The sequence below is a fragment of the Mitsuokella apri genome (assembly GCF_051886055.1).
In the GTDB taxonomy this organism is placed as follows: Bacteria; Bacillota; Negativicutes; order Selenomonadales; family Selenomonadaceae; genus Mitsuokella.
In genome coordinates this window covers 41,509-56,434 of record NZ_JBJEXT010000074.1, presented here as the reverse complement: position 1 = coordinate 56,434, position 14,926 = coordinate 41,509, and the positions used below count along the sequence as shown (strand labels likewise).

Genomic DNA, 14,926 nt, shown 5'->3' with positions numbered 1-14,926 from the left:
CTTAAGCGGCGCCATTGATGTTGATCGTATGACCCGTTTCAGCCTTCTCTGCCGACTTCGGCATATGGACGGAAAGGATACCATCCTTATACTCTGCCGTGCACTTGCCCTCATCGATGTTGTCGATGTAGAACGAACGGCTCATGCTGCTCTGGCTGCGTTCGCGGCGGACGTAGTTGCCCTTCTCGTCCTTTTCATCTTTCGTATCCTCATGTTTCGTGGCGATAGTCAGATAATTGTTGTTGTACGTCAGGGAGATGTCTTCCTTCTTGAGGCCCGGCAGCTCAGCCGTGAGGTCGTAGCTGTCCTTGTTGTCTTTGACATCAACCTTGAATTCCGGAGTATGGAAGCTCTGCATAAACGGTTCATCAAAGACATTCATGAGGCGATCAAATACGTTTTCTTCTTTCTGAAGATCATTGTTGGAAACAAATGGAACCAAACCAAACATAATCAAAAACCCCTTTCGACGTCTTGCCGCCGCCTTCCGATGAGCATCAGGCGGCGATTCAAAACCATTTGATATTTGTACCGAGGACCTTGGACCCTTTCTCTCGGTTCCCTTATCCTCTTTACAATTCTTATTATACTCAGAATGGTCAAAAAGTCAATAGGTCAAAAAGAAAATATGAAATTAATTTTTATTTGCAGGCATTTGAAGCAGCAAAATCCTTTACAAATATATTCCTCGGCTCCCCTGGCCTTACTTTTTATGGATGTTTTTGTTATAATGAATGGTACATCTAATAATATATAAACTATGAGCAGTAATACAGCCGGAGGGAAAATAATCATGAAAAAATTCATTGCGATTGACAAAGAAAAATGCATTCACTGCGGTATGTGTCTCCGCGACTGCATTGCTTCCTGTCTGGAGTTTGACGAAAACAAGGTACCGCGTTATATCAGGGGCGGGGATGAACGGTGCATTGCCTGTCAGCACTGCCTTGCCATCTGCCCGACGGGGGCTTTTTCCTTTAACGGACTCAATCCTGCCGATTCGTCTCCGGTGACGACGGTCGACAGCGAGGCTTTGCTTGGACTCATCAAGTCGCGCCGCAGCGTCCGCCAGTACAAAGATGCCGATGTGCCGGCGGAGAAAATCGCCAAGCTTCAGGAGATGCTGGCCTATCCGCCGACGGGCATCAATGCCCCTTCCCTGCGTTTTACCATCATCGCGACGCGCAGGAAAATGGATGAACTTCGCAGCATCACCTATGACTGTCTCGACCGTCTCCCTGACGACTCGCCGCTGGTATTCTTGAAGGAGATGGCAGCAAAGGGCCGCGCACAGGGCAAGGATGTCGTCTATCGCGGTGCACCGGCACTCGTCGTCGCCTCAGTCGATGAAACCAAGACCGTCGAGATGTGCCGTCCGGTTGACCCGATCATCGCCCTCTCGTATCTCGAGCTTTACGCCCAAAGCCTCGGACTTGGCACACTCTTTGACGGCTTCGCCGTCGCTATGGCAAGGCATTTTCCTGAGGTCGAGGCACAGTTCCATATTCCAGAGCACTGCAAACTCGGCTTTGTTATAGCTTTGGGCATCCCTGCGGTTAAATATGCGAGGACGCCGCAGCTGACGACGAAGAATGTCACCATCATTAAATGAATGCCCGAAATTGTGTATACTCGTTATGTCCATTGACAATTGCCATGTTATAATGAAATCATGGCATGTCTAGCAAGGCATATACCAAAAGAACCGCCCTTCTTCGGAGTGATGACCGAAGAAGGGCGGTTTGTTCTTATAAAATTTTAGCGGCCTGTTAGGAAAAATCAGCAGTTTTTCAGAAGAAATCGCCGCCGTCGTCACCGCCGCCATAATCACCGTAATCGTCATAGCTGCCAGCGTCGTCGTTATAGTCAAAGCCATCATCGTTGTCAGGATATTCATCGGCATCGCTGGCATCGTCGTAGTCGTAATCATCACTATCGTAGTCGTCACTGTCATAGTCATCATTGTCATAGTCGTCGCTGCCAAATTGCCCGTCATCATCTGCTGACCAGTCCACGTTCTGATCGATATCGAGATCATCCGTTGAAGAATCATCAACGCCACTGTCATTTTGATCCTGCATGGCCAAGGCATCGCGCTGCATTGCTGCGGCCTGATCGATATGGGCCTGCGTTTCCTGTGCATCGTGATGACGCATCAGGGCCGCGCCTGCGACTACGCCGGCAAGACCGGCAGCCGCAGCCATACGGCTGTCATGCTGACGGTCCAAAGCATTTTGACGGCGGATATCCGCAAGAGCCTGACGCTGGTCTGGGCGCAGTTCATGCCGCATGATATTTCGCCGAACGGCATCGATATGGGCCTTTGGGATATCCGCACCATTCTGCAAAGAAGGAGTCGGTTTTTCCTGAGGGAACGGCCGGTTTGACGATATGGCAGACCGCTGGCTTGGTGAAATAGATGATGTATTCTGCTGCTTTGTTTTGGCAGAACGTCCAAGGCAGTAAAAAATAACAAAGAGAACGAAAATAACAAGGATTGCAGTTCCCATAAGAAAATCATCCCTTCTATTCAAAATTCAGACCGATCCGCGTGTTGTTCCATTTGTTAATAAACTTCTTCTAAAGTAGTCAGATTCCTGCCAATTCGACAGTTTTCCTCAATGAAAAAAGACCACCGAAAATGCTGCTTAATATTCCAGAATAGTGTATTATGATTGTGTAATTGGTGAACAAACATGGCATGGAGCTGATGATGATGTTTTCGTTCTTCGTTTGGGGTGCTGTAATATGCGGTGCCGTTCTTGCCGTCCTGTGCTTTTTTGCCGGCATTCTGGGCTTTCTGCGGGGCATTCTAGGCAAACTGTGGAAGGATTTTTTCCACAAATGAATGCATCCTCTGTATTCTGTCTGTAATGATTGGAATCGGATTTACTTTTTCCCCCTCAGGTATGCCTGATTCGTATGACAGGACTTTGGCAAAAAGCATTGGTCAGATGATGTAATTTTTTGTTATAGTGAAGATAGATAAGCATTTTTAGAAGGAGATGAGCAAATGGATAAACCATTTATTTTTTGTCATATGGAGACTTCGACGGACGGCAAAATCATGGGGAAGTATCTCTGGCGTCCGTCGACCAGCGAAGCGCCAGACAGCTTCAGCACGATCATGAATGGTCCAGATGCCAAATACCAGTATCAGGCGATGATCAACGGCCGCACGACAATCGACGATAACTTCACATTTTATGCTAAGCCGGAGCTTGATGAAAATGCCCCCGAGGTTCCTGCCGGCGACTATTTGGCCGATGGCGTATCTTTGGGACAGTTCGTGATTGCCGTCGATGGTCACGGCAAACTGGCATGGCAGGATAATGTCAGCGAATATGATGGTGTCAAGAGCCATATCGTAGAAGTCCTCACCGAAGCGGCGTCCAACAGCTACAAGGATTTTCTGCGTAAAAAGGGAATCAGCTACCTGATCTGCGGCAAAGACAGCGTCGACCTGCCGCTGCTTTACGATAAGATCAAAAATGTTCTGCATGTGGATTCCGCAATGCTCGGTGGCGGCGGCGTCATCAACTGGAGTTTTGTACAGGCAGGGTTGGTTGATGAATTGAGCCTGGTCATGGCTCCGGCAGCGGACGGCAGCACGGAAACACAGACTCTCTTCATGGCAAAACCAGGCATCACGACCGACCAGCCTGTCCTCTTTAAGCCTTTGGAAGTCAAAATCATGCCGGATGATGCCGTCTGGATCCGCTACAAAGTCGGTAAAAAAGTTGACTTTGATTTTGACAGCGATCCCGAATTCAAAGAAACCATGGAAATGATTCGCGCACACCGATAAGAAAATATTGACTTTCCTATGCAAAAAGCCGGATGAGGATACTTCCCCATCCGGTTTTCTTATGGTCAATATTAGGCGGCTGACTTTTCTTCCGTATGGAAACGATCGACAATCGTGGCATAGGCAGCATCACCGGTGATGTTGACCGCCGAGCGCAGTATATGTTCCCTCAAATTATTCTATGAAAAAGAAAGAAAAGGCAGGCAGGCAAAAGCATATGGGAGGTGCTGGCGTGACGGATGAGATAGGTATTTTCTTGCCTGTGGATAACTTCCCTATGCTATGCATGCTTTTAGCATATAATGCTTTATAATGCTTTCCGCGATTTGAGCCCAGTAATGGCGCGGGTTTCGGGCGTTTTCGATTAGGGATTGTGACCTAACTATTAGGGATTGTGACCAATTTTTGCGTTAAGTATTAGGAAATGTGACCTGAACTATTAGGGATTGTGACCTAATTCGAGGGCATTTGATAAAAATATAGCTTGAGCACCTAATACTTCCCTGTTATAATGGAATAAAAGTAGGAATTGTGACCGCGGACAGGCATTGCAGGTCACATTTTCTACTCTTTTACGGGGAAAGCGAGGCGAAGCGTGTGGAAAAATTGGAAGTGAATGAGGCGCGGGATATCTATCAGTCCAATCCGCTGATCGAGGCAAGAAAGCCGCTGAATGCTTTGGAGATGCGGCTGTTTCTGCTGGCCGTGGCCCATGTCAATCCGCATATTTCCGGCAATGACAAATACTACGACAAGGAGTTTCGGGAGTTCCATCTGACGCCGGCAGAGGTTAAGGCCATCTTCGGACACGGTGAGTATCTGAACCGTCTGGAACGCGTCTGTGACGATATGCTGCAGAAAATCGTCACGGTGCGCAATGATGACGGCGGCTTTGTCAAATTCTCCATTTTTGTGCGTATCAAATACACGCCGAAGGATGGCCTGTACATCAAGTTCAATGAGGACATGGAGCCTTTTCTGCTCCATATCTATGAGAGCGGCGATGGCTATACGAAAATCAGCATGAAGCAGATTTTCAATTTGTCGTCTGCCTATGCTATGCGCCTGCTTGAACTGATGCTGCAGTACCGCGGCACGATGCAGGGGAAGGTCATCACGCGCCATATCGAGCTCGACAAGCTTCGCTTTTTCTTCGATATCGGTCCTTCGCAGTACAAGCAGATTGGCCCGTTCTGCAAATACGTGTTGGACAATCCCATTCGTGAAATCAACGAAAAGACGCAGTACCATATGACGTACGTGAGGACAAAGACGGGACGCAAAGTCACGGGCTTTACTTTTTCGATGGACTGCCGCGATCTTTTGGTTGATCGCGCAGCCGAGGAAAACGTTACGCTTGAAGCACTGCCAGCCAAGAAAGACCGCCATGGTCTCTCGGAAAAGATGGTCGACAAGCTGACGACGCTGTGCGGCAGCAACGAAGAATTCCTGCGCCGCATGGATTACGCTGTCGAACTGGCTAAGACGCGCAAAGTCAAGAATGTACCGGCCTTTCTTTACAAAGCCGTTGCCGAGAACTATCGGCAGCAGGACCTCGACATGAAGGCCGCCGTGGAGCGTGAATTTAAGGCCAAGCAGGAAAATGCCGCTTGGGAGCTCGATGCTCTCAAACTGTTTGGTGACAAGATTTCCCTCGATGTCGAGGAAACACCGTTTGACCAGTCCGACGACATGGGCCGGGCCATGGTCAGCGTCGTCCGCAAGGCCTTGAAGGAACGTCACCTCAATGTCACGGCTAAGCGCCTGCTTGAAGACCACGGCATGTCCGTGGCGCGCTTTATCGAATTGTACTGTCAGGATGAAACGACAGCAAAGAAATGACAGCTTTTTCGTCAATAGCTTTGTTGGATATGTTGGATACATTGGATATGTTGTTCAACTTATCCAATTTATACCATTAATTATTGCGGCCAGAGCCTGATTTCACCCTGCAGATGGTCTGCGTCAAGGTCCCCATCGGGCAGAAGACGCACCAGGAGCGCGGCTTGAACCAGAGCATGGCAGCCAAGGCGATGACTTCGGAGGTCATCATCAGACTATAGAGGCCAAAGGCGAATTGAGCCTGCCACGGGCTGACGCTTGCCGTATAGGTCCAATGCCAGGGCAGGTTGATGCTCCAAAGCAGCATGACAGCTTCTTTGACGCTGGATGCGCCGCTGCCGACGAGCCAGGTAGTGTAGATGACACTGCCGAACATGGCGAAAAAGAATATCATAAAGGCGTAGCGGAAAGTTTGGCTTTTCAGCCAAGCAGGCATTTCATGGCGCCGCGAAAGTCCGACTTGACTGCCGAGCACGCGGAGCAGCTGACCGCGGTCGCAATAGCGATTGCAGAAGAGCTTGTTGCCGCCGATGATGGCAAATAAGAGTGGCAGGCAGAAGCTGATGAGCCCGAGCCATGCAAAGAGGATGTTGACGAAGCTCATTGAGAAATAGAAAATGGACCACAGCCAAAGATAGTGGTACCAGTGATGCTGCTGTTTCATGGTCTCACCCCAATCTGAATCGCGGAAGCCGGACACTCTCTGGCGCACATGCCGCAGCCGACACAGAGATCCTCATTGACTTCGGCAAAAATGCCTGCATGGATGCTCATGGCACCGCGTGGACAGATGTCGACACACGTGCCGCAGGCCACGCAGTTTTCTTTATGTACTACAGCATGACGCGGTGAACGTTTTACCATGATGATTCCTCCTCTGTACCGGCTTTCTTTTTTGGAAAAAGGCATGACAAGATGGCTTTGACGCGTTCATCTTTCAGCGTATAGCAGATTTCCAGTCCGCTGCGCTTTCCTTCGATGATTCCCGCCTGACGCAGTTTTGCCAGATGCTGAGAAACCGTTGACTGCGGTACATCCATGCACTGCTGCATATGTGTCACATTGCAGCCGCCATTCTGCCAAAGTCCGCGGACGATGCAAAGCCGTACGGGATGGGCAATGACCTTTAGGAGCTCTGCCTGCTGCTGCAGAAATTTTTCATCTTGAATCAATTTATACACCTCACAATTTATATTTATATATTAGAATTTTTAAATATAGTTGTCAAGGGAATCCGCAAAGTGATCTCTAGCGGGCAACTGAAGCAGAAAGTCTAGCAAAATATAGTTTGACACTCCCATGCCTAAAGGCAGGTGGAGTGTCAAGAGGGGATGGAAATCAAGCAACCATCTTCGAATAGAACGAAATGGATCGTTCAAGAGATAAAAAGGACAAAAAAGAAAAGGCAAGCAGGCCGGCAAAGGCAGCTGTGGAAGTCTGGATCGTTGCTCTATTTTCCTCTGTGGATAACTTCCCTATGCTATGCTTGCTTTTAGCATATAATGCTATATATGCTATAGGTGTTTTGAAAGCCTTATAGCACAAGGGCTAGCGGCTTTTTAGGTGGACGGATTTTAACCTATAGGTAGACAATTTTTAACCAAATTGGGCTTTTTAGGTGGACGAAATTTAACCTAAAGGGAGACGGATTTTAACCTGATATATGATAAAAGGTAGAAATAATGCCTGTTGAATGTCTACATTACGTTTGATATAATGAAATTAGACGTAATGTAGACAGATTTTAACCAAAAATATTTTCGAAAAAGGGCTTGACTTTGACATGTCAGTTAAAAATCGTCCACCTTACCGCCAAATATTGCCCGCAAAGCCGTCGGTTTCCTTACCGGTTTGCTTGCCGATTTAATCTCTGCAGCCCTTGATTTTACTTGATTTCTGCGAAAATGAAAGGAACATTTCTATGAATGATCGTCGTCCCGTTATTTATCAGGCCAATCCGCTCATCGAAGCGAAGAAAGCGATGAATGCGCTGGAAATGCGCCTTTTCCTGCTTGCTCTGCAGGACATAAATCCACATCTTGGCAGGAATGACAAATTTTACGACAAGGATTTTCCAGCTACGCACATCTCGCCTAGTCAGGTCAAAGAGATATTGGGCAACGGCATGTATCTAACTTTACTTGATAAAACCTGTGATTCGTTGGCCAAGCGCGTTCTCGTCCTGCGTTCTGAAGAAGGGATGAAGTACGTGCCGCTCTTTGCCGTCATCGAATATGAAAAACGCGATGGCCTGCGCATCAAGTTCAACAATGAGATGCGTCCCTATCTGCTTGACATCTTTGAGCTTGGTAAAGGCTATACGCGCATTGCTATGAAGCAGATTTTCAATCTGTCCAGTGCGTACAGCATGCGTCTTTTGGAGCTCATGCTGCAATATCAGGGGCTGATGCATGACAAGACCATCCAGCGCCATATTGAACTCGGCGACCTGCGCTTCATGCTGAACGTCGGGGAACATACTTATACGAGGATTCAGGATTTCTGCCGCCGTGTTCTCGATGACCCAATCAAGGAAATCAACGAGAAGACGCAATACCGGATCTCGTATACGAAAGTTCGGAAGGCACGCCGTATTATGGGATTTAATTTTACGATGGACTGCTCGCAGGTCATGCCGGATGAGGAAGCTGCGGAAACGGTGCAGATGGAGATGCTGCCGAACAGGAATGAATGGCACGGCCTTACGCGCCAGAGCGTCGACAAGCTTACGCTTCTCTGTGGCAGCAACGAAGAATTTGAGAAACGCATGGGCTACGCCGTCGAGCTGGCCAAGACGCGAAAAGTCAAGAATGTCCCCGCTTTTCTCTATAAGGCGATTGCCGAGAACTACCTGAGACAGGATCAGGATATGAAGGCCGCGATTGAGCGCGAATTCAAGGCCAAGCAGGAAAATGCCGCTTGGGAGCTCGATGCCATCAAGATGTTTGGCGACGAGATTTCCCTTGATGTCGAGGAAACACCGTTCGATCAGTCCGACGACATGGGCCGGGCCATGGTTAGTGTCGTCCGCAAGGCCCTGAAGGAACGCCACCTCAATGTCACGGCCAAACGTCTGCTTGAAGACCACGGCATGTCCGTGGCGCGCTTTATTGAGCTGTACTGTCAGGATGAAACGTCAGCAAAGAAATGACAGCCTTTCGTCAATGGCTTTGTTGGACATATTGGACATGTTGATTATATCGATGCTTCCTATCGCTATGAGGGCTATAGAATTTCTGCTTACTTCGCGTAGAGAGAATCAGCGGTCATCATCAGGTAATTATCGCCCTGATAATCCGGGAATGATTTTTTGACAGCCGTCACAAAATCTTCTTTATTCTTATTTTCAGCGGCAAGCTGCTTTATGGTCTGCAGATAGGTCAATTTCGTTGCGACAGCGTCCTGTCCTTCCGGTACATTATGGCCTGTGAGCACCAGTGCGTAGCCGGCTTTCTGGTACTGCTGCATGGCCGCGATTTCTGCATCGATATGGGCTGGGCTGGTCAGGATATTATGCGTGTGAGAGCCCATCATATGACGATAAACGACGTTGATCTGCGGGAGTTCGATGCTGTAAGCTGCATCGCCGGCAGGCAGGATATGAAACAGAATGCCACCGATTTTGACATGCTGCCCTTCCTGTAAAAGTTTTGCCTGCGTGGGCAGCGTTCCGGCTACAGCTTCCGTGCCGAAGCCTTTATTGAAGTTCTCGGTCAGAGCGTAAATACTGCCGCCTTTCTGCCAGCTTTTCAGGGCTGTTTCCGTGGCATAGATTTTGGCGCCATATTCATCTGCATCATTGGGATGATAGGCCATCAGCGCGCCGGCTACAGGTTTCTTCAAGGATTTGATATACTGCTGCCATTCCTCGTTGTTCGCTTTAAAGGCTGTGGATTCCAGTAAGACCAGATGCTTATCATTTTCGAGGACATACGTCTCATCACCGAGAGGATCCTTGCTCTGATAAGCGTGAATCTTGATCTTGCCGAAGTCATAGACAGCTACGGAACCAATTTTCAAATTTTTGACAACTGGACTGGGCACCTGAGCGGCCGTCACTGTGTTCTGTTCCGGCATTACAACAGCAGCTGCAGACACATCCGCTGAAGTCTGGAAGCCAAAGGCTGCCAGCGAAACCAGTACGGCTAACGATGCTTTTCTAAAGCGGGAATAATTCATCATGACGTTCTTCCTTTCACCCTGACTTGTCTGTTCTTTACGTTGTGCAGATGAGGATCTGCTCTTTTTGTTTACGTTGTCATCATAGCATGGAAAATGTCTCCGGTGAAATAAATATATGGTATAATTGATAAATGGACCGTATTAATAAGAGGGAGGAATCAGGATGAACACGACGCAGTTGGAATGCTTTGCCACTCTGGCTAATACCCTTAACTATATGCGGGCTGCGGAAGAATTGAATATGACGCAGCCCGCTGTATCCCGGCAGATTCAGTCGTTGGAACAGGAACTGGGAACGCAGCTTTTTCATCGGACCACCCGTGCGGTGTCGCTGACGCAGGTAGGGGCCCAGTTCCTGCCGGAAGCCCAGTCCATGCTGCACACTTATTACCATAGTCTGGATTGGATTTCTCATTTTCAGAATACCTTTCATCAGGTGCTGCGCATTGGCTACATGGATACGCAGGCCATGCCCCTTTTGACGGCATTTTTGCGGCCTGTGCTGGAGCAGCAGGAGAAATTAACTGCAGAATTCACGCTGGACCAGACCGATGCCAATCTGCAGCGGCTCGTGAGTGGCAAATTGGATTTGGTCTTTACTATCAAAGATGCGAAATTTGCTCACGAAAGCGTCGTCTTTACGCCGCTTCACGAAGAACGGTTCTACTGCGTTTGCCGCAAGGACCATCCCCTTGCTCAAAAAAAGAAAAGAAAGCGTGATAAGAGCGTTTCTTCCGAAGAATTACTGCCATATCGGCAGATTTTTGATATTCCGCCATATCTGTTAAAACACGTTTTCTCGCGGGGCCATCGCATCCTGCCCGTCAATGAGGAGCAGGACAATATCATCTGTGCCAACGCGAGTGAGGCCTGTGCCCTCGCCTTATGCGGCAGCGGCTATGTTCTCCTGCCCGATTATTTGCTGCCAGCACACAAGGAACTGGCCGTTTTTTCTTGGCCGGAATCTCCCGTGACTCAATTGGGGATTTACAGCCTGAAAACATCCCTGGCCGATAAAAAATCACCGATATATCAAGTAATTCGGGAAGCCAGGGCATATTACGAGGACATGGTTGCCAATTAATACGATATAAACATAAATGATTCGATAAAAGTATTTCACATGCTTTCCGCTGACTGCTATCATTGAGGTATAAACAAGTATGACATACGTGTTTTACGGTCAGGAGGATATGACATGAGTAACTGCAAAGTCGTTTATTTAGGCAACAACAACCAATCGGTCCGTCTCGAAGCCAATGGACAGAGACCATGGTTACAGAAAATGATGCATCCCGTCTTTTGCCGACAGATATTTTGGCTCTGGCCTTAGCAGACTGTGCGGAAACCGTACTGGCTGCTGTGTTGGAAAAGAAAAATTTGGATTTTTCCGGTTCTTATGTCGATGTGTCCAAGGATGCGGACTTCGAAACATTCCGGGTCAAGGCGATTCATTTGACATTTCATTTGCATAAAGACTACAGCGAGGAAATCCGGAAGGAAATTCCTCGTATCTTAGAGACCATGTGCGTCGTAGGACGCAGTCTTCATCCTGATGTGGTAAAAGACTATAAATTTCTGTTCGACGTTGAATAAGGGCAATCCGTCGTCCGCAAGGCTTTGAAGGAATGTCATCTAAACGTCACGGCCAAGCGGCTGCTTGAGGACCACGGCATATCCGTGGCGCGCTTTATCGAGCTCTATGGTCAAGATGAATTGTCAGCAAAGAAATAACGGCTTTTTATCAATAGCTTTATTGGACATGTTGGACATATTGGATATGTTGATTATATTGTTCAACATATCCAATATGTCCATAAAAATAGGCACAAAAAAGAGGAATCAGCTAGATGTTGATTCCTCTTTCTATATGGAATTTAAGCTAATGCCTCAATTATACGGTAGAGCTGCTTTTTCAGAATCTCTACTTCCGCTGGCGTAAAAAGATCGCCTTTGCGATTAAGCAGGCAACCCATTTCGTAAGGTACTTTTTCGGCCTTTTCGCGCAGGGTCTCTCCCTCCGGCGTAATGTCAACGAGCAGGACGCGTTCATCTTCTGGCTGACGGCGGCGTTTTACGTATCCCATACCCTCTAACTTTTTCAGCACCGGCGTCAGTGTACCGGAATCGAGGTAAAGGCGTTTGCCGAGCTCGTGCATCGTGATGCTCTTTTCTTCCCATAGCACCATCATCGTGACATACTGCGCATAGGTGAGTCCGATGGCTTTCAGGAAGGGATGGTAAGCTGCTACGATCTTGCGGGCACTGGCATATAGTGGAAAGCAAAGCTGATTCTGCAGAAGCAGCGGATTAAAGTCAGAACCAACAGCGGCTGTCGTCTGTTTTTGGATATCTGTCATTGGATAACACCTTCAATTCTATAATGATTCTTCATAATTATATTCTAGCAGAGATACATGATTAAATCAAATAAGATTTTATAAAATTTAATTTGACAAAATTAAATAGATGCGTATAATAGAGCATGTAAAACAAATCACAGCGATAACGCAGACAGGAAAAGGAGAGCAAAAATGGAACAGCAGAAAATCATCGAGTCGTTCCACATGATGTGGGATAATTTTCCAGAGCCGGTTTTACTGATCCAGAAAAATCGTCAGATCTACGCAGTCAATCAGAAAGCCGCAGGATTTGGCCTGAATACGCAGATGCGGTGCATAGATAATGGCACATTGGAACAGCATAAGGGCTGTCTCTGCAATCGTGCAGCCGACGAAAAACGCACGGTCTGCGTGACCTATGATGCTCCAAACGGCAGCAAGGCTTATGGCTACTGGATGCCGGTGGCTGGTGCAGAAGAATATATTCTTCATTTTGGCGTAGGAGCGTTCAGCATTCCGGAAAACGATATCAAGACAGCAAATCAGAATGCATGATGTGGCGGCACAGCCGCTTTGAATAAGGATTTCACATAAAGATAAGGAAAAAGGAGAAAAATCATGAGCATTTACGGACAGGCAATCGGCACGGATATGGAGAAAATGATGAAAGGCATGATGCAGGCAGAAGTCAATGGCACGATGATGTATTACGCACTGGCCAGACTGGCAAAGGAGCAGGGCTATGACGATATTGTCGATACGCTGATCGAGGCAGCCAATCAGGAAGCGGTACATGCTGGCTTCTACGCAGTCATGAGTGCCAAGTATCCACAGGATTTCTGGGGCCTTATCCGGACGCTGCAGAAAGCAGAGACGAACGGCGAAGCACAGGTCAAGGCAATTGCGGATAAAGTCCGTGCCGCTGGCTTTGCGGAAGCAGCTGATGAAATGGAAATCTTTGCCAAACAGGAAGGCCACCACGGTGTCATGATGGCAGAGATCCTTGCAAAATATCCAGAAGAGTCAAAGCCAAAAGCGAAATCTGACAAAAAAGTTTACGTCTGACCGGTCTGCGGCTATGAGTATGAAGGCAATCTCGACGAAGAAGGGGACGACTATACCTGCCCGCTCTGCGGTCAGCCGAAAAGTGCCTTTAAAGAGAAGAAATAATCACGACAGGCGGAGGGATTTTAATGACGATTTATGATTTTGAACTGGAAGATAATCAGGGCAATAAAGTTCCGCTGAATGATTTTCGCGGCAAGGTCATGCTGATTATCAATACCGCTACGCACTGTGGTTTTACGCCGCAGTACAAGGCATTGGAAGCTCTTTATGAGAAATATAAAGAGCAGGGGCTGGAAGTCCTTGATATTCCCTGCAATCAGTTCCTCGGACAGGCCCCGGAGGATGATCAGGGCATTCAAAATTTTTGCACATTGAAATACAATACGACGTTTCGCCGCATGAAGAAAGCGGATGTCAACGGCGAACATGAACTGCCTCTTTATACCTATCTGAAGTCCCAGCGGGGATTCAAGGGCTTTGGCAGCGGTCCGAAGGCAATGGGCATGAGTCTGCTGCTTCGTCAGCGTGACTGGCATTACAAGGAAAATCCGGACATTAAATGGAATTTCACGAAGTTCATCGTAGACCGTCAGGGCAATGTCGTTGCCCGCTTCGAACCAACGGAGTCCCTGAAGGACCTTGAAAAATGCCTGCTTGAATACCTGAATTGACAGGTGATTACAGCCAGTTCCCCAATGGCTGATCATATAGGGGAAATTTCTCCAAACTCCCTTTCAGACAAAAGGCAGTCTGCCGACTTATGCAAGTCAGCGGACTGCCTTTGTTTATGAAATCCATCGGTCCCAATTGCGGGCTGATGGCGATTCGAGTAAACGCTCAATCGTCAGGTGTATAAAATCTGTTGGATATGTTGTTCAATATATCCAACAGATCCAATATGTCCAACATATCCACAAAATACATGTAAAAGAGGAACCAGTGGGGTTCCTCTTTTTTTGGGGAGTATGACTGCGTTTACTTGGTCAGGCTGCTGCCGGATGCCGTCTTTATGACATCGAGCTGTCCGGTGCGCGGGTGGATCATGAGGCCGTGCACTTTGATGTTTTTCGGAATGTAGGGGTTCTGCTCAATCTTTTTCACGGCGTCTTTGACATTTTCGACGGGGTCATGGAACGCGTCGGCCCAAGTTTCAAGCTCGCCGTGCACTTTGGCAATGGCGTCTTCCGTGACGCCGTGTGCACGCATTGCGGCGGCGAGGCTTTCTGCCGTGGTCTTGGCCATGCCGCATTCGTAATGGCCGACGACGAAGATTTCTTCGACGCCAAGCTCGTAGATGGCGACCATCAGGCTGCGGATGACGGCATCAAATTCGCCTGTGAGATAGTTGCCGACGGTGCGGATGATTTTGGCATCGCCGCGTTGAATGCCCATGGCCGGCTCGAGAATCTCCGTCAGTCTCGTATCCATGCAGGTGAAAATGGCCATCTTCTTTTTCGGCAGTTTGCTCGCGGCAATGTCCTCTGCCGTATAGTCATGCTTGCCATGGGCCACGAATTCTTTGTTGGCGGCTAGGATTTCATCTAAACGACTCATTTTTCTTCCTCCTCATGTTTTGGCAGATAGTAGGCCATGATTTTTGTCAACTACTCGCGACTAAAGTCGCGAGCTTGAGGGAACCTATACGGCACCTCAATTTGCTTAGATAGACCACACTTACTGGTTC

At 48.0% G+C, this 14,926-nt stretch carries 17 protein-coding genes; 9 read left to right on the top strand and 8 right to left on the bottom strand.

Features of this window, described 5'->3' with window-relative positions:
- Position 1: 1 nt before the first annotated feature.
- Positions 2–451, bottom strand: coding sequence for an Hsp20/alpha crystallin family protein (locus tag ACI4OH_RS11710; RefSeq protein WP_439784775.1), 450 nt, complete (start codon positions 449–451; stop codon positions 2–4).
- Between the two features lie 342 nt (positions 452–793).
- On the opposite strand from ACI4OH_RS11710, the gene ACI4OH_RS11705 reads away from it, so the two are divergent.
- Complete coding sequence (locus ACI4OH_RS11705; RefSeq protein WP_435721932.1) at positions 794–1,612, top strand: nitroreductase family protein; 819 nt, start codon at positions 794–796, stop codon at positions 1,610–1,612.
- 178 nt (positions 1,613–1,790) lie between these two features.
- Here ACI4OH_RS11705 and ACI4OH_RS11700 read toward each other — a convergent pair whose 3' ends face one another.
- Positions 1,791–2,510, bottom strand: a complete 720-nt coding sequence (locus tag ACI4OH_RS11700) for a hypothetical protein (RefSeq protein WP_435721931.1) — start codon at positions 2,508–2,510, stop codon at positions 1,791–1,793.
- 503 nt (positions 2,511–3,013) lie between these two features.
- Between ACI4OH_RS11700 and ACI4OH_RS11695 the strand changes: the two genes are divergently transcribed.
- Positions 3,014–3,808, top strand: coding sequence for a dihydrofolate reductase family protein (locus tag ACI4OH_RS11695; RefSeq protein ID WP_435721930.1), 795 nt, complete (start codon positions 3,014–3,016; stop codon positions 3,806–3,808).
- A gap of 597 nt (positions 3,809–4,405) precedes the next feature.
- Positions 4,406–5,650, top strand: a complete 1,245-nt coding sequence (locus tag ACI4OH_RS11690; protein ID WP_432647283.1) for a replication initiation protein — start codon at positions 4,406–4,408, stop codon at positions 5,648–5,650.
- Positions 5,651–5,726: 76 nt separating this feature from the next.
- Here the strand turns inward: ACI4OH_RS11690 and ACI4OH_RS11685 are convergent, their stop codons facing one another.
- The 3 genes from ACI4OH_RS11685 to ACI4OH_RS11675 are packed head-to-tail and all read right to left on the bottom strand — an operon-like array spanning position 5,727 to position 6,822.
- A complete protein-coding gene (locus tag ACI4OH_RS11685) occupies positions 5,727–6,314 on the bottom strand; it encodes a 4Fe-4S binding protein (protein ID WP_435721929.1) in 588 nt (195 codons plus the stop codon).
- Positions 6,311–6,514 (bottom strand): 4Fe-4S binding protein, encoded by a 204-nt coding sequence (locus ACI4OH_RS11680; RefSeq protein ID WP_432647285.1) that lies wholly within the window; start codon positions 6,512–6,514, stop codon positions 6,311–6,313. Before ACI4OH_RS11680 ends, ACI4OH_RS11685 begins: the two co-directional genes overlap by 4 nt.
- Positions 6,508–6,822 carry an ArsR/SmtB family transcription factor gene (locus ACI4OH_RS11675; protein ID WP_432647286.1) on the bottom strand — a complete coding sequence of 105 codons (315 nt, stop codon included), beginning with the start codon at positions 6,820–6,822 and terminating at the stop codon, positions 6,508–6,510. The genes ACI4OH_RS11680 and ACI4OH_RS11675 overlap by 7 nt, the downstream gene beginning before the upstream one ends.
- Positions 6,823–7,571: 749 nt before the next feature.
- Here ACI4OH_RS11675 and ACI4OH_RS11670 point away from each other — a divergent pair.
- Positions 7,572–8,801: a replication initiation protein gene (locus ACI4OH_RS11670; protein WP_439784781.1), complete on the top strand. Its 1,230-nt coding sequence runs from the start codon at positions 7,572–7,574 to the stop codon at positions 8,799–8,801.
- Positions 8,802–8,890: 89 nt separating this feature from the next.
- Here ACI4OH_RS11670 and ACI4OH_RS11665 read toward each other — a convergent pair whose 3' ends face one another.
- Positions 8,891–9,832 (bottom strand): MBL fold metallo-hydrolase, encoded by a 942-nt coding sequence (locus ACI4OH_RS11665; RefSeq protein ID WP_432647288.1) that lies wholly within the window; start codon positions 9,830–9,832, stop codon positions 8,891–8,893.
- A gap of 163 nt (positions 9,833–9,995) precedes the next feature.
- Here ACI4OH_RS11665 and ACI4OH_RS11660 point away from each other — a divergent pair, with 163 nt between their 5' ends.
- Both ACI4OH_RS11660 and ACI4OH_RS11655 read left to right on the top strand, forming a co-directional pair.
- Complete coding sequence (locus ACI4OH_RS11660) at positions 9,996–10,916, top strand: LysR family transcriptional regulator (RefSeq protein ID WP_439784780.1); 921 nt, start codon at positions 9,996–9,998, stop codon at positions 10,914–10,916.
- A gap of 188 nt (positions 10,917–11,104) precedes the next feature.
- Entirely contained in the window at positions 11,105–11,428 is a 324-nt protein-coding gene (locus tag ACI4OH_RS11655; protein WP_432647290.1) for an OsmC family protein, read from the top strand.
- Positions 11,429–11,709: 281 nt separating this feature from the next.
- Here ACI4OH_RS11655 and ACI4OH_RS11650 read toward each other — a convergent pair whose 3' ends face one another.
- Entirely contained in the window at positions 11,710–12,192 is a 483-nt protein-coding gene (locus tag ACI4OH_RS11650; RefSeq protein WP_432647291.1) for a MarR family winged helix-turn-helix transcriptional regulator, read from the bottom strand.
- A gap of 174 nt (positions 12,193–12,366) precedes the next feature.
- Here ACI4OH_RS11650 and ACI4OH_RS11645 point away from each other — a divergent pair, with 174 nt between their 5' ends.
- The 3 genes from ACI4OH_RS11645 (at position 12,367) to ACI4OH_RS11635 (ending at position 13,913) form a co-directional block, all read left to right on the top strand.
- Positions 12,367–12,729: a hypothetical protein gene (locus tag ACI4OH_RS11645; protein ID WP_432647292.1), complete on the top strand. Its 363-nt coding sequence runs from the start codon at positions 12,367–12,369 to the stop codon at positions 12,727–12,729.
- A gap of 63 nt (positions 12,730–12,792) precedes the next feature.
- Positions 12,793–13,239, top strand: a complete 447-nt coding sequence (locus tag ACI4OH_RS11640; protein ID WP_439784779.1) for a ferritin family protein — start codon at positions 12,793–12,795, stop codon at positions 13,237–13,239.
- A gap of 128 nt (positions 13,240–13,367) precedes the next feature.
- Positions 13,368–13,913, top strand: coding sequence for a glutathione peroxidase (locus ACI4OH_RS11635; RefSeq protein WP_432647294.1), 546 nt, complete (start codon positions 13,368–13,370; stop codon positions 13,911–13,913).
- Between the two features lie 304 nt (positions 13,914–14,217).
- Here the strand turns inward: ACI4OH_RS11635 and ACI4OH_RS11630 are convergent, their stop codons facing one another.
- The gene (locus ACI4OH_RS11630; protein ID WP_432647295.1) at positions 14,218–14,796 is read right to left on the bottom strand and encodes a beta-class carbonic anhydrase; all 579 of its coding nucleotides are present in this window, start codon (positions 14,794–14,796) and stop codon (positions 14,218–14,220) included.
- Between the last annotated feature and the right edge of the window lie 130 nt (positions 14,797–14,926).

What these genes read in the sequence shown, in the direction of transcription:
- ACI4OH_RS11710 (WP_439784775.1), bottom strand. Translation starts at nt 451, where the DNA reads ATGTTTGGTTTGGTTCCATTTGTTTCCAACAATGATCTTCAGAAAGAA.
- ACI4OH_RS11705 (WP_435721932.1), top strand. Translation starts at nt 794, where the DNA reads ATGAAAAAATTCATTGCGATTGACAAAGAAAAATGCATTCACTGCGGT.
- ACI4OH_RS11700 (WP_435721931.1), bottom strand. Translation starts at nt 2,510, where the DNA reads ATGGGAACTGCAATCCTTGTTATTTTCGTTCTCTTTGTTATTTTTTAC.
- ACI4OH_RS11695 (WP_435721930.1), top strand. Translation starts at nt 3,014, where the DNA reads ATGGATAAACCATTTATTTTTTGTCATATGGAGACTTCGACGGACGGC.
- ACI4OH_RS11685 (WP_435721929.1), bottom strand. Translation starts at nt 6,314, where the DNA reads ATGAAACAGCAGCATCACTGGTACCACTATCTTTGGCTGTGGTCCATT.
- ACI4OH_RS11680 (WP_432647285.1), bottom strand. Translation starts at nt 6,514, where the DNA reads ATGGTAAAACGTTCACCGCGTCATGCTGTAGTACATAAAGAAAACTGC.
- ACI4OH_RS11670 (WP_439784781.1), top strand. Translation starts at nt 7,572, where the DNA reads ATGAATGATCGTCGTCCCGTTATTTATCAGGCCAATCCGCTCATCGAA.
- ACI4OH_RS11665 (WP_432647288.1), bottom strand. Translation starts at nt 9,832, where the DNA reads ATGATGAATTATTCCCGCTTTAGAAAAGCATCGTTAGCCGTACTGGTT.
- ACI4OH_RS11660 (WP_439784780.1), top strand. Translation starts at nt 9,996, where the DNA reads ATGAACACGACGCAGTTGGAATGCTTTGCCACTCTGGCTAATACCCTT.
- ACI4OH_RS11655 (WP_432647290.1), top strand. Translation starts at nt 11,105, where the DNA reads ATGGTTACAGAAAATGATGCATCCCGTCTTTTGCCGACAGATATTTTG.
- ACI4OH_RS11650 (WP_432647291.1), bottom strand. Translation starts at nt 12,192, where the DNA reads ATGACAGATATCCAAAAACAGACGACAGCCGCTGTTGGTTCTGACTTT.
- ACI4OH_RS11645 (WP_432647292.1), top strand. Translation starts at nt 12,367, where the DNA reads ATGGAACAGCAGAAAATCATCGAGTCGTTCCACATGATGTGGGATAAT.
- ACI4OH_RS11640 (WP_439784779.1), top strand. Translation starts at nt 12,793, where the DNA reads ATGAGCATTTACGGACAGGCAATCGGCACGGATATGGAGAAAATGATG.
- ACI4OH_RS11635 (WP_432647294.1), top strand. Translation starts at nt 13,368, where the DNA reads ATGACGATTTATGATTTTGAACTGGAAGATAATCAGGGCAATAAAGTT.
- ACI4OH_RS11630 (WP_432647295.1), bottom strand. Translation starts at nt 14,796, where the DNA reads ATGAGTCGTTTAGATGAAATCCTAGCCGCCAACAAAGAATTCGTGGCC.